The 14,752-nt window shown below is 35.7% G+C and carries 10 protein-coding genes; 1 reads left to right on the forward strand and 9 read right to left on the reverse strand.

Annotation, left to right across the window (positions count from 1 at the left end):
* Window positions 1-183 precede the first annotated feature (183 nt).
* On the forward strand, window positions 184-558 hold the full coding sequence (locus A3SG_RS0114440; protein ID WP_232226387.1) for an excinuclease ABC subunit B: 375 nt from the start codon (window positions 184-186) through the stop codon (window positions 556-558).
* A gap of 19 nt (window positions 559-577) precedes the next feature.
* Here A3SG_RS0114440 and uvrB read toward each other — a convergent pair whose 3' ends face one another.
* The 9 genes from uvrB to A3SG_RS0114485 form a co-directional block, all read right to left on the reverse strand.
* The gene (uvrB, locus tag A3SG_RS0114445; RefSeq protein ID WP_016990720.1) at window positions 578-2,569 is read right to left on the reverse strand and encodes an excinuclease ABC subunit UvrB; all 1,992 of its coding nucleotides are present in this window, start codon (window positions 2,567-2,569) and stop codon (window positions 578-580) included.
* Between the two features lie 126 nt (window positions 2,570-2,695).
* Window positions 2,696-5,731 carry a TonB-dependent receptor gene (locus A3SG_RS0114450; protein ID WP_016990721.1) on the reverse strand — a complete coding sequence of 1,012 codons (3,036 nt, stop codon included), beginning with the start codon at window positions 5,729-5,731 and terminating at the stop codon, window positions 2,696-2,698.
* Window positions 5,732-6,106: 375 nt separating this feature from the next.
* Complete coding sequence (rlmF, locus tag A3SG_RS0114455; protein ID WP_016990722.1) at window positions 6,107-7,066, reverse strand: 23S rRNA (adenine(1618)-N(6))-methyltransferase RlmF; 960 nt, start codon at window positions 7,064-7,066, stop codon at window positions 6,107-6,109.
* Between the two features lie 119 nt (window positions 7,067-7,185).
* The gene (locus A3SG_RS0114460) at window positions 7,186-7,848 is read right to left on the reverse strand and encodes a thiamine diphosphokinase (RefSeq protein ID WP_016990723.1); all 663 of its coding nucleotides are present in this window, start codon (window positions 7,846-7,848) and stop codon (window positions 7,186-7,188) included.
* A 114-nt stretch (window positions 7,849-7,962) separates the two neighbouring features.
* Complete coding sequence (locus A3SG_RS0114465) at window positions 7,963-8,784, reverse strand: DUF4249 domain-containing protein (RefSeq protein ID WP_029596831.1); 822 nt, start codon at window positions 8,782-8,784, stop codon at window positions 7,963-7,965.
* A gap of 29 nt (window positions 8,785-8,813) precedes the next feature.
* The gene (locus A3SG_RS0114470; protein ID WP_016990725.1) at window positions 8,814-11,195 is read right to left on the reverse strand and encodes a TonB-dependent receptor; all 2,382 of its coding nucleotides are present in this window, start codon (window positions 11,193-11,195) and stop codon (window positions 8,814-8,816) included.
* Between the two features lie 125 nt (window positions 11,196-11,320).
* Complete coding sequence (locus A3SG_RS0114475; RefSeq protein WP_016990726.1) at window positions 11,321-13,543, reverse strand: NADP-dependent isocitrate dehydrogenase; 2,223 nt, start codon at window positions 13,541-13,543, stop codon at window positions 11,321-11,323.
* 270 nt (window positions 13,544-13,813) lie between these two features.
* Window positions 13,814-14,164 carry a 50S ribosomal protein L19 gene (gene rplS, locus A3SG_RS0114480; protein ID WP_016990727.1) on the reverse strand — a complete coding sequence of 117 codons (351 nt, stop codon included), beginning with the start codon at window positions 14,162-14,164 and terminating at the stop codon, window positions 13,814-13,816.
* A 244-nt stretch (window positions 14,165-14,408) separates the two neighbouring features.
* Window positions 14,409-14,752: four helix bundle protein (locus A3SG_RS0114485; RefSeq protein WP_016990728.1), on the reverse strand; the 344-nt coding region annotated here is incomplete at its 5' end.

A 14,752-nucleotide genomic window follows, 5' to 3' on the forward strand; every position in this document is an offset into this window, starting at 1 on the left:
GGGTTTTTATCTGTTACAAAAGGCTATTTAGTTTGTCTTTTCCAGCTTCTATACCTAAATTAAATTTTTTATGGTTATTTTTTAAAATCATAACAGGGGTAAAGCAAATTGTGGAATCTCTGCTTGTTTTAGGGTTTTAATTTTAAAATCCATATTTTAGCTGAAACAAATAATTTGATGGATATGTACGAAGAAAAAAAGAGTTTACTTTTAGAGATGATTGCATTTTCAACGGTTGACGGTCATTTGAATAAAAAAGAATATGAATTTTTATTTCTGATTGCTAATCAATTGAATATCGAAAAAGGAGGCTTTAATGATTTGTTTCATCAAGAATTGCCAAAACTACCTATAAAGAATGAATTTCAAAGGATTCAACAATTTTATAGGTTGGCACTACTTATGCATAGTGACGGTGTTCTCCATGTAAAAGAAGCGGAAGCTATTAAGCAAACGGCGATGAGTATGGGACTGAATCCAGAAGCCACTAAACGGGTGCTAAAAAAAATAGGAAAAAGCGCCCAATGTAATTATTCCAGCCGATTTATTATTGCGTAATTTTTAGAGAAGAGCGTAATTAGGTTAACTGTCCTTGTAATTTTTTGATATCGTCACGTAGTTTGGCTGCTTGCATAAAGTCTAAATCTTTGGCCGCTTTTTCCATAGCTTTTCGTTTTTCACGAATGCGCTTTTCTATTTCTGCTTTCGATAAATATTCTGTTTCTGTTTCAGCGGCAGTATCTAATGTGAGTCCTAATTCATAGTCTGCCAACGGATTCTTTGTAAAAGCACTTTCTATTTTTTTGTTCAGTGCTTGAGGGACTTGGTTGTTTTCTGTATTAAAATTAATTTGCTTGGTTCGGCGATAATCAGTTTCGTCAATTGTTTTTTGCATACTGGCAGTGATTTTATCGGCATACATAATCGCTTTCCCATTAAGGTTTCTGGCGGCTCTACCGATAGTTTGCGTCAGCGAACGGTGGCTACGTAGAAAACCCTCTTTGTCTGCATCTAAGATGGCCACAAGCGATACTTCCGGTAAATCTAGTCCTTCACGTAGTAAGTTTACCCCAATCAAAACATCAAACATTCCTTTTCGTAAGTCTTGCATAATTTCAATTCGTTCTAAAGTGTCGATATCCGAGTGGATATAACGGCAACGAATATTGACCTTTGTCAGATATTTTGCTAGTTCCTCTGCCATTCTTTTAGTTAAAGTAGTCACTAAAACACGTTCATCAATTTCTGCCCTAATTTGAATTTCCTCTATTAAATCATCTATTTGATTTAAACTTGGTCGAATTTCGATTACAGGATCTAATAATCCTGTCGGGCGAATAACTTGCTCTACAACAACGCCGCCTGTCTTTTGTAATTCGTAATCTGCTGGAGTTGCCGACACGTAAATTACTTGATTTTGCATGGCTTCAAATTCATCAAATTTTAACGGTCGATTGTCCATCGCTGCAGGAAGCCGGAAACCATATTCTACCAAATTTTCTTTTCGGCTTCGGTCACCGCCATACATGGCACTCACTTGAGAAAGTGTTACGTGGCTTTCGTCCACCACCAATAGGAAATCTTTTGGAAAATAATCCAATAAACAAAACGGTCTTGTTCCGGGTAGTCTTCCATCCAGATAACGAGAATAATTTTCAATTCCGGAGCAATAACCTAGTTCTCGAATCATTTCTAAATCAAAATTGGTACGTTCTTCCAAACGTTTTGCTTCTAAGTGTTTGCCTATTTCTTTAAAATAATCGACTTGTTTGACTAAATCTTGCTGAATTTGCCAGATGGCGCCTTGCAGTACATCAGGTGATGTTACAAACATATTGGCAGGATAAATAGTCAGTTTATCGAACTTTTCAAGGACTTTAGAATCTTTTGTATCAAAACTTTCAATCTCTTCGATTTCATCACCAAAGAAATGAATACGGAAAGCTTCATCGGCATAACTAGGGTAGACATCTACTGTATCGCCTTTTATTCTGAAACTCCCAGGATTAAAATCGGCTTCTGTTCTGGAATATAAACTTTGCACCAATTGATGCAATAGTTTAGTTCGAGAAATGATTTGTCCTTTCTCAATTGGAATTAAATTTTTCTGAAATTCTACAGGATTGCCAATACCGTATAAACAGGAAACCGATGCAACTACTAAAATATCTCTTCGTCCAGAAAGTAATGAGGCCGTCGTTGACATTCGCATTTTTTCCAGTTCTTCATTAATGGATAAATCCTTCTCAATAAAAACGCCCGTAACAGGCATAAAAGCTTCGGGTTGATAGTAATCGTAATAGGACACAAAATACTCTACCGCATTGTTAGGAAAGAATTGTTTGAACTCCGAATACAATTGAGCCGCTAAGGTTTTATTATGTGCCAAAACTAATGTAGGTCTTTGTACTTCTTCGATTACATTAGCTACAGTAAATGTTTTACCGGAACCGGTAACTCCCAGTAAAGTTTGGAATTGTTCACCGTCAATGATACCCTGAGTTAATTTTTCAATGGCTTGTGGCTGGTCGCCTTTGGGTTGGTAATCTGATACTACTTGGAAATTCATTTGTATAAAGGCAATGTTTTATAAGTGCAAAGTTACAAAGTTTATAACCATTCCAATCGAAAGTTAAAACCAAAAAAAAACCATCATACTTAGCATGATGGTTTTTAACAAATAAACAATGTTTTATTAGAAGCTGAAACTTAATCTAGCAAAAAGAAATCTTCCGTTTTGTCCAAATTGAGAAACGTTTCTTGAATAAGTAAATTGGTTTGAATTAGTAAGATCTACTGTTACTGGCGCAGCAGTATAGTCTATTGCACCGTTCACTAATCTTGGTTTAACTGCTGTAGTTGGTCCATAATTAGTATCTGGATAAATATCAAATATATTATTAGCTCCGATAACAATTTTAGTTGATTCAGTAAAATTAAATGCAACGGATAAGTCGGTTATCACTTTTCCACCCCAAACTGGATGTTCAGTTTCTACTACTTGTCCGTTAATAATAGAGCCTTCAATCCTTCCGTCTCCATTTACGTCAACTGTATTTGGGTCAGTAACTTCACCAAAATATACGTTTCTCAAAAAGAAATCAAATTTATTCACAGAAAGGGAGTTGGTTAAATTTGCTTTAACTCTAGGCACAGCCTCTTCTAAATAGATTCTACTGGTCTCAGAATAGTATTTGTTAACTTGTCCATTAGCCTCTAATATTGGAGAAGCATTGATGGCGCCTACTCTTTGCGTATTTGAAATCGTTCCAGATAAATCAGTTTTTAAAGTTAAGCCATTTCCAACGGTAGCTTTATGGCTAATAACTATGTCTATCCCTTTTGATTCTGTATCAATTGCGTTGGCAAAGAATGTTGCAGCAGTCGCATTTGCTGAATCAAATAAAGCGTTTAATTGAGCAGCTGGAGTACCAGCAGTTGGATTTCCACCTGGTCTAGAAAACTGATCAGTAAGCACTACTCTGTCATTAATCTTTACAATGTAAGCATCTGCAGTTAAAGTAAGTTTAGCTTCTGGTATTTTAGCTGTAAAACCAATACTTGCACTTTGAGACTCTTCTTGTTTTAATTGAGGAATTCCTAATAATTCAGCAGCTTTTGAGTCATTACTGAAAGTTCCTACTTCAAAAGGTACACCACCTACGAATTGAGTGGCTGTAGAATTAAAGTAGATCTGGTGTAGTGAAGGAGCTCTAAATCCTGTAGAAACTGCTCCACGTAAATTAATATTGTCTGTTAGTTTGTAACGAGAAGCTAACTTATAATTTGTGGTTCCCCCGAAATCAGAATAATTCTCGTAACGAAGGGCACCGTTAATCAACCATTTTTCAGTAACATCGTACTCTAAATCTGCGTACACAGCAGCACTATTTCTTCCTTGATCAACAGCATTTGCTGGTTTGAAACCAGGGAATACTTGAGATCCTCCGGGACGAACAGAGCCGTAAAAATCAGTTGCCTTGATGTTAGCTGCTGTAGATCCAGTAACTACACCTCCGTTGATGTCGTAGCTATTATAAGATTCTGGTTGTCCATTATTGATTTGGAAATTTTCATTTCTGTATTCTGCTCCAAAAGCTACGTTCAATTTATCAAATTTTCTACTCATATCAAAATTGGTTGTGTTTTGAGAAAATCCTAAACCTCCAGCATCAAATTCAACGGGAGATTTCTCTCTTAAAGTGGCATTTGAAGTGTTTTGAATATTGTAATCGAATCTGTTTTTACCGTAAGTATTACTTAAATCAAAATTCCAGCTTTCAAATATTTTTCCTCTAAGTCCTGCTGCTGCTGAAACGTCATTTATAGTGGAGTGGATTTCAGGTAAGAAACCATTTGGATATAGAGCAGTATAGGCTCTTGACTGATTTGGTCTTCTATAAAAACCTGCTGCTTCCCCTTCTCTATAACTAGTACCTCCAAAAGCATATACTTCAAGATTCTCCGTAATTGGATACGCTCCATTTAAAAAGAACTGAGCACTTTGTAAAGATGATTGACCTACCTTCATATTAAAATTACTTCTTTCTAAATTTCTATAAGCAAGTTCTCCTGATGTAGCGTCAAAATTTAAAGCAGTTTGCATCGCTCCAATTGTTGTTGCACCTAATATTGAAGCTTGTTGCGGAGCTGTGAAATATCCAACTTGCGGAGCATACGTTTTAATTAAACCAAGTATTTGCGCAGAATTTGGAGTGTTATTTATGTTACCAAATAATTCATTAATATTAGTTCCTGCTTCAGCAGCTCTTTGCTCAATAGCATTAAATGCATTAAACAAATTACCTGTAGCATCTTTAGCTCTGCCTGTTTGTCCTCTTAATTGAAAACTTGCAGTTGCATTGATGAAACTTTTTTCTTTACCAAGGCTTGTACCGTAGTTCATGTCTACTTGAGCATTATTTCCGTCATTGCCGCCTCTGTGATCATTTGATCCTTTTGACACTTGACTTCCAGCAAAAAGGGCGATGTCAAATTTATTTGTTGCTTTTTTCACGTTGATGTTGATCACACCTGCAATTGCATCAGAACCGTATTGAGCTGACGCACCATCTCTTAGGACTTCAATTCTTTCGATAGCAAAAGCTGGTATCGCATTTAAATCTGTACCCACTGATCCCCTACCCGGCGATCCGTTGATGTTTACTAAGGAAGAAGTATGTCTTCTTTTTCCGTTAACTAAAACTAAAACTTGATCAGGTCCTAAACCTCTCAATTGAGCAGGATCAATGTGATCCGTTCCATCAGCTACCGTCGTAGTGTTTGACGTGAACGATGGCGCTACCATGTTTAAAATTTGATTTAAATTTACTTGTGCACCTTGCGAAGAAATTTCTTTCATACTGATGACATCAATAGGCACTGCAGACTCTGTAACTGTTCTAGGAGCGCTACGAGAACCTAGTACCACTACATCTTGAAGTAATTCTCCACTTTCTGCTAAAGTTACATTTACCGTGCTTCCCGTAACTTTTATGTTTTTACTTTCATACCCAATAAAAGTAAATTGTAAAATGTCTCCAACAGCTGCAGATATGGTATACTTACCATCAGCATCGGTTGAAGTTCCCTTAGTTGTTCCTTTAACGAGGATCGATGTGCCTGGCAAAGGCTCTTTTGTGTTGTCAGTTACAACTCCTGAAACTTTAATCTCTTGAGCAGTTAGTCCTGCCGAAAAAATTAAGGTTAAAATTAGTAATAGTTTTTTCATGTTCTTGGTTTGTTATAGTTTACGGTGCGAAAATACAACAAAAATAGCAATATGTTATTTTTATGTTAATTAATAACAAAATTAAAGTATAGTGTTGCTTACCCTATAAAACAGGTAATTTCACTATTTTTTAGGCTATGATAGCGTTGAATTAGTTTTTATTCTTCTTATTCAAGCGATTGTAATACCAAATGAATTTATGTTTTAGTCCAAATTGTTTTAGTATAACTATCATATTGTCAAACAATAGAGAATATTGTTTTAATTTTTCACGAAAAAATGACAAAGTTACCTTTTTAAATAAAAGAGTGACTTTATCGTTTTGAACTAATTTTTTTACTTGGTATTTCGTGAATCGGTGGAGGTATAATTGAACTACTCAAACTTCCATTGTTTCTGTTGGATTTCGCTCAAAAAAGTCCAAGCGATAATTCTACTTGTTTTTTGGCCTTGAGCCATGTCAATAGTTTTTACTGCAACAGCATTGACCTTTCCCAAGGTTTTGTAGATACTAGAAAGGTGGGATTGTTTTGATACTAAAGTGGTGAACCAAAAACACTGCAATGGATATTTAGCGCTTTCATATATCATTTGAGTAATAAAGCCAAGTTCTCCGCCTTCGCACCATAATTCTGCATTATGTCCACCAAAATTTAAAACGGGTTTTGTCGCTTTATCCGCAAGATTCCGAGATTCTAAATTATTAACTTTGCGCAAAGAGCCCTTTGTTGCTTCTTCTTGTGATTTGTGAAAAGGTGGATTACAAATGGTGAAGGTGAATTTATCCTCGGGAGTGATGATATTTTTAAAAATAAAACGAGCCTCGGTTTGTTGTTGCAAGCTAATGAAATCAACTAATTTAGGGTTAGCTTCAATTATTTTGCTACAATTTTCAATGGCTTGTTCGTCGATGTCTGTTCCAACAAAACTCCAACCGTATTCTGCGTTTCCAAGAATTGGATAAATACAATTAGCGCCAATACCAATATCCAAGCCTTGCACTGCATTTCCTTGTGGGATGATGCCATTATTACTAACTGCTAATAAATCGGCTATGTAATGAATATAGTCCGCTCTTCCTGGAATGGGAGGGCATAGGTAATTTGTGGGAATATCCCAGTTTTGGATATCGTAATAGCTAATTAATAATCCCTTATTTAGAGACTTTACAGCTTCAGGGTCACTAAAATCTATTGTTTCAATACGGTGTTCATTGATAGAAACATATGCTGTTAATTCAGGATAGTTTTCTATTAAAAGTTTGAAATCGTATCGACATCGGTGTTGATTCCTTGGGTGTAAATTTGTTTTTTCGGTGTTCGTTTTCGGTGTCATTTTTTTTCTTTCAAGGCAACATGGAATGTTCTTTTAAAATCTAGATTGATAGCAAGTTATGTAAAAAAATTTTGCGTTAGTGATTTACAAAAGATTTGTTTTAGTTTGGGGATGAAAAATCAATCGGAACATTCCATCATCAATAAATCACCAGCATCATGTTCTATAATCACAATCCCATCTTTGACCACGTGGTTGCTGCTGCCAGTACGGTAACCAATGGTGAGAGTATCATTTTGTAAAGCGTAAAATAAATTTTCAGAATGAATACCGGTTACACGACCTATTGGGATGAGTGAAATAGGTGTGTTTGCCGTGTACCATTTTTCGAATCTTTTAGATAGTAAAAACACTTTCGAATGGTCGTCTAGAATTACAATTTTTAATTTTTCGCGATAGCGAACAATATTGGTAAGATTTGTTATGGTATGATCTGTGCGCTTCCCAGTAGCCCAAATGACATTTACCGCCGGGATTTTTCTTTCGTATAAATAATCAAAGGCCTTTTCTAGGTCCGTTTTGCTTTGGTCTGGTGTATGTACTATCTCAAGAGGATATTGCTGTTTTTTGTAATAATCAGCATCAAAATCACGGTCAAAATCGCCCAACAATACATCGACTTTTATATTTAGTTTCATCACTCTTTCCATAGCAGAGTCTAGCACAATGACTAATGGTGACCATTCTAATAGTTGTCCGAGCAGCTCTGGGTCACAGGAAGCGCCATTGGCTATTATTAATGCGGGTTCTTGGTCGTCGCGTACGATGTGATGTGAGGACAAGGGATTTTAGATTTTAGATTAATGATTTCGTATTTCAAAATCGTCTAGCAAAGATAGAAAAGTTTTACGACTAAGTTTAAAGGATGTTAGCAGTAGGACTATTTGTGAGGTTCATTATTCTATTGTATAATTTCGTGTGTCCGCTTCACTCAACGAGAAATAGCCTAACGGGTAATTATCTGCGTTAGTGGTATTAATTATGTTTCCTCTAACAGTCGCAGGAGGAGATTGAAAAGGACCACCGCCATTTCCACCAGAAATACTGACTAGTATGTTAATATAATTATAATATTCCTTAGAAATACCGTAGTGGCTCACGGTGACGTTATCTCCGATCTTTAAGTCGTCATTTTGTGAAATACTAAAAAATTCATTTCCTTGAAAGAAAGTATCTTCATCAGCGTAATATCTTATTATTGGCTTACTTGAATCACTGTATTTATACAGATAATAATTAGACTCGTTTGCTGGATCATTGTAAAACGTTTTGATTTCGATATTTTTACCGGTAAAGCCACCTTCGTTATTTTGAATGATTTTTGTTATCGGTGAAACTGATCTTAATTTTTCTGTAGCGGTATAAGTGGATCCGTTATGCACTACTGTTAGAGAATAGACTTCATTTATGACAGGGTCAAAATTGTTACAAATATATTCGCCTGTTGTGGCTATCTCCAGGAATGTAAATTTGATATTAGAACTATTCGTTATGAATATCGTAGCGTTAGAGACCACGGGGATATCCGTCTTAAAATAGCCTGTTGTTGTCGTTAGCTTTATGCGTTGTGCTCTTCCTGAAGTTCCTTTTAGCCAGTTTATAGAGGCTTCTATTACTAGTTTTGGTGGCGCGGTATTTAAATCTACGTCAATCACTTCCTCACAACTAACGAATAGAAAGGACAGTAAGAGAACTGTAATTTGAATTGCTTTTTTCATGTTATTTGTTTTAATTTCCATTTTAGGACTTAAAATTTAAAGTTGTAGCTAACTGCGGGAACTATTCCGAAAATAGAGGTTTTTATTGCCTCATTAGTTCCTGAATCTGCATTTTGCCTAAAGTTAATGGAAGCGGCATTTTTCCTGTTGTATAGATTGTAAACACTAAAAACCCATTCTCCTTTCCAGTTTCTGTTTTTATTTTTTCGCGGTGTCAAGGTTGCGGAAATATCAAGATGGTGGTAGGTGGGAAGTCGGTTTTCATTTCGTAGCCCATAACTTGGGACGTTAATTTCTAGGTATTCATATTGGCCGTTTGGAAAGCTTGTTGGTTGTCCTGTTTGCAAGGCAAAGTTAGATCCAAAAGACCATTTCTCATTTAAGTTGTACGCTGCGGTAACAGCAAGGTTGTGTAGCTTGTCGAAATTAGAATTGTACCAGTTACCGCTGTTTATTCCAGATTCTTCTGCCGTGCGTCCCGGGGTTTGCTGCTCTGATTTTGATAAGGTATATGAAATCCATCCGTTTAATTTTCCTTTATTTTTGCGAAGCATAACCTCTAATCCGTAAGATCTTAACTGTCCGTTTAGAATTATTTGTTCGATGGCTTTATTTGCGATTAAATCGGCACCGTCAATATAATCCAATCTATTTTTTACTTTTTTATAATAGGTTTCTACTTCGAGAGAGTAGTTATCATTGTTGAAATTTCTAAAATAACCCAAGGCTACCTGGTCTGCAATTTGTGGTTTTATAAAATTATCACTTGGCAGCCATACGTCTAGTGGAGTAGGGGACGATGTATTGGATATTAATTGTAAATATTGGGTCATTCTATTATAACTTGCTTTTATCGATTGCTCATCGTTTAATTGATAAGAAGCTGAGAATCGTGGTTCTAAGTTGTTGTAACTTTGAATAACTTCATTCTTATCATAGAATTTAGTTCCTATAGGTTTTGCTTTTTCGTAAATCTGCAAGTCCGTATTGAAAGTTACAGGATTCTCATTTTCATAAATATTTACGGTCGAACTTCCTAAGCGATAAAATAAGCTGTATCTCAATCCATAGGAAAGAGAAAGTTTTTTTGAGACTTCTTGGGTTGCACTAATATATAAAGAAGGTTCGAAAGCATATTTTTTATCCAATTGCGCGAAATTGATTCCTGAGTTGCTATCGGAAGGTTTAATGGTTCCTGGGTTAAAATCATAATAAATTGCATTTAATCCATAGTTCAATTTGAATTTATCAGAAATATAATTTTTGAAATCATATTTTATGTTGTAATTCTTAATACCGGAATCCCATTTAAAACCAACAAAATCTAAATCTAACCCATAGTAATAATCACTGTAGATAAGGGAGAGATTTGAAAATAACTTATCTGAGAAAAGGTGATTCCACCTTAAATTCAAAATCGAATTACCATAAATGTTGGTGAAACTTTTGTTTAATGAAAAGACATCCCTACCAAAGTAGCCCGATAGAAATAAATTGTTGTTCGGGTCCAATTTGTAGCTCAGTTTAGCATTCAAATCATAAAAATAGACTGAATTATTTTTTTGCTCCTCAGAAAGTTTTAAAAATAAATGACCATAAGAGCTTCGGCCTCCTATCAGGAAGGAACCTTTGTCTTTTACTAATGGACCTTCCAGCAGTAGTCTGCTAGAAATTAATCCTATACCGCCATTCATGTGGAATCCTTTACTGCTTCCATCTTTTTGATAAATATCCAAAACAGAAGAAACGCGACCTCCAAAATTAGCTGGAATACCTCCTTTATATAACTTCAAATCTTTTATTGCATCTGGGTTAAAAACGGAGAAAAAACCAAAAACATGGGAGGAATTAAATATAGTGGCTTCATCTAACAGAATCAGATTTTGATCTGCACCACCACCACGAACGTTGAAGCCAGAGGCTCCTTCGCCTGCATTTGTTACTCCGGGTAATAGTAAAAGCGATTTGATAACATCTACTTCCCCCAGGACTACAGGCATCTTTTTTATTGCAGAAATGGAAAGCTTATTCATACTCATTTCTGGTGCACGAATAGAACTTCGTGGGTTGATGTTTGTAATAAGCACTTCCTCAAGTACTTCGCCGTCCTCGGAGAGGCTGAGGTTTATTTTCTTATCTTCAGATAATTCTATTTTTTTAGATAAAGTTTGAAAGCCGATATAGCTTACTAAAATCGTATAATTAGCTGTAGGGAGTGTAATGGAATAAAAACCATACTCGTTTGTTCTGGTGATTGATTTAGTCTCCGGAATATAAACATTTACACCAATAAGTGTTTCGTTAGTTTTTATATCGGTAATTGTACCGCTAAGCGTAAATTTCTCTTGAGCATAACTGGAAAATGTAAATAGGAGTCCGACAATTAAGATAATAATTTTCTTGAAAAACATATTATATATTTAGATTTGCAAATTTGGTGCAACCTTAAGCAACATTCTATTAAACAAATGTTAAAAAAATAAAAAAAAGACAACCATTGCTGGTTGCCTTTTAAGATGGTAAGTAAATCACATCATTAAGCTATTTTAGCTAATATAGTGTTGAATGTTACGCTAGGTCGCATTGCTTTGCTTGTTAATTCAGGATTAGGTTGGTAATAACCACCAATGTCCTGAGGTTTTCCTTGCGTTCCTATTAATTCATCGTTAATTTTTCCTTCGTTTTCTTCCATTTCTTTTGCAATAGGAGCAAATGTAGCCTGTAACTCTTCGTCTTTGGTTTGAGTTGCTAACGCCGCTGCCCAATACATCGCTAAATAGAAATGAGAACCGCGGTTGTCTATTTTTCCAATTCTACGAGCTGGAGATTTATCGTTTTGCAAAAATTGATCTGTAGCTTGATCTAAGGCTGCCGCCAAAACTAATGCTTTTGGATTAGTATAAGCAGAACCCAAATGTTCCAATGAAACCGCTAAAGCTAAGAATTCTCCGAGAGAGTCCCAACGGAGGTACCCTTCATGAGTGAATTGTTCAACGTGTTTTGGAGCAGATCCACCAGCACCGGTTTCAAATAAACCTCCACCTTGCATTAATGGAACGATGGATAACATCTTGGCTGAGGTTCCTAGTTCAAGGATTGGGAATAAATCAGTTAGATAATCACGTAACACGTTTCCAGTGACAGAGATTGTATCCAGTCCCGCTTTGGTTCTTTCTAAAGTGAAATTAGTAGCTTCAACTGGGTTTAAAATTCGAATGTCTAAACCAGTTGTATCGTGATCGTTTAAATATTTTTCTACTTTTTCGATTACTTTTCTGTCATGTGCTCTGTTTTCGTCCAACCAAAATATAGTAGGTACGTTTGTGGCACGTGCTCTGTTTACGGCTAGTTTTACCCAGTCTTGAATCGGAGCGTCTTTGGCTTGGCACATTCTGAAGATGTCTTTTTCTTCAACTTGTTGTTCCATTAAAACGTTTCCTTCAGTATCTGTAACGCGAACAATGCCGTCTGCAGTCATTTGGAATGTTTTGTCATGTGATCCGTATTCTTCTGCTTTTTGTGCCATCAAACCCACGTTTGGGACACTCCCCATTGTTGTTGGGTCAAAAGCACCATTTTTTTTACAAAATTCAATAGTTGCCTTATAAACGCCAGAATAACTACGATCCGGAATCAAAGCAATAGTGTCTTGTAGTTTATTGTTTGCATTCCACATTTGTCCTGAAGTACGAATCATTGCGGGCATAGAAGCATCTACAATAACATCTGAGGGAACGTGAAGGTTTGTGATTCCTTTATCTGAATTTACCATGGCTAAACCGGGACCATTTTCAATTGCTTGGGTAATGGCGGCTTCTACTTCGGCTTGTTTAGTATTACCTGCGATTTTTGCATAAACATCCCCTAATCCATTTCTGGTATCAATATTTAATTCAGCAAATAAAGTGCTGTATTTTTCGAATACGGCTGCAAAGAAAACCTCGACGATAGCACCAAAAATAATTGGATCTGAAATTTTCATCATTGTTGCTTTCAAATGCACTGACAGCAATACGTTTTCTTTTTTAGCCTCTTCAATTGCTTGTGCGACAAAACTTTTCAATGCTTTTAAGTTCATCACTGAACTATCGATTATTTCTCCGGACTTAAGTGGAGTGCTTGCTTTTAAAACAGTAGCCTTACCGTCTTTTCCTATGAATTCAATTTTTACATCAGTAGCATCTGTAATGGTTATGGATTTTTCACTTCCGTAAAAATCACCATTTTTCATTGCCTCTACTTTTGTTTTTGAATCTGCAGACCATGCGCCCATCGAATGAGGATGTGCTTTTGCAAAGTTTTTAACGGCCTTAGGTGCTCTACGATCAGAATTTCCTTCCCGTAAAACTGGATTTACCGCTGAGCCTAAAACTTTTGAGTATTTGGCCTTAATTTCCTTTTCTTCCTTGTTTTTAGGATCTTCAGGGAAATTAGGTATGTTAAAACCATGTTCTTGTAATTCAGCAATGGCCTCTTTTAATTGAGGGACTGATGCAGAAATATTTGGTAATTTAATGATGTTTGCTTCAGGAGAATTGGCTAGTTTTCCAAGTTCAGATAAAGCATCTTCTACTTTTTGGTTTTCATCTAAAAACTCAGGAAAGTTGGATAAAATTCTGGCGGCCAGAGAAATGTCTTTTGTCTCAATTTCAATAGCTGCTGTTGCAGTAAATGCTTTTACAATTGGTAAAAAAGAATAGGTGGCCAACAAAGGCGCCTCATCAGTCAAGGTGTAAACAATTTTTGATTTTTGTGTCATTTTTTTATTTTTATAATCGTATCCCTGCTAATTAGGATGTCAAATGTATGTTCTGCTTAAAATTAAGCGAAGCAAATATAAGGAAATCAGTTGGGAAAATAGGCTCGGTGCAATACAGAAATATATGATTTTCCGGTTAACTTTTGTGTTCTTCTTAAAAAGCTGTTGTTACTTTCGATTTCAACAGTGCTAAAGAGTAAAAAAAAGCGCAAAAAAAAGTCCCTATCCAGAATGTACGGGATGGGACTTTTATGATAAAGAGATATTTGACTATCTTCTTTTGTCTTTAATTTTTGCTTTTTTACCAGTAAGTTCTCTGAAGTAGAAAATTCTAGCTCTACGAACTGCACCTTTTTTGTTGATTTCAACTTTCTGTAAAGCTGGCAAGTTTACAGGGAAGATACGCTCAACACCTACAGAACCTGACATTTTACGAATAGTAAAAGTTTCTGTGTTACCAGAACCTCTTCTTTGGATAACAACTCCTTTAAAAAACTGTGTTCTAGTTTTTTCACCTTCTTTAATTTCGTAGTACACAGTAATTGTATCACCAGCTCCGAAAGCAGGAAAATCTTTTTTTGTTACAAATTCGTCTTTAACGAATTTCATTAAATCTGCCATGATAATTTTAATTATAGTTTTGAATTAGAACAACATACGCGGATCTCGCCAGAGGTTAGTCTAAAGGAGGCGCGAAGGTACATTATTTGTTTTAAACTACAAACTTTTTATTTTAGCTTAGAGTCGCAGTTTTCAATCTCGATTAGTAGTCGTATTGGATAGTCGTAGTATTCGGATATGTTAAAACTGAAAACTGATTATTCCGCATATTCGATTGTATGAAAATTGAGTACTATAATTAGCATCAAAATTTGGCGGGGTTGTTAATCATATGGTTAATCAGTTTACCGATTTCTAAAGTTCTGCTATTCAAAGTATCAAAGGTTTCCCTGGTAATATATTCACATTGTATTGCGTATTCAAGCCAAACATGCGTTTCCGAATTTTCGGCATCACTATCAGTTAATTTACTTATGAAGTTATTTGGATAGCGTCTTTTGCGATAAGCCACAGCCATAGTAACTGAAACACTTCTAGAAGATCGCCTCATTTGATCTGTTAAGGAGTAGGTCTCTTCTTTAGGAAAAGATTTGGAAGGTTTAAAAATGTTCATAGCCAACCGAAATGATTTTTGAAGAGCTAATAGTT

Origin of the sequence: Flavobacterium sp. ACAM 123, assembly GCF_000264055.1 — a bacterium.
Lineage (GTDB): Bacteria > Bacteroidota > Bacteroidia > Flavobacteriales > Flavobacteriaceae > Flavobacterium.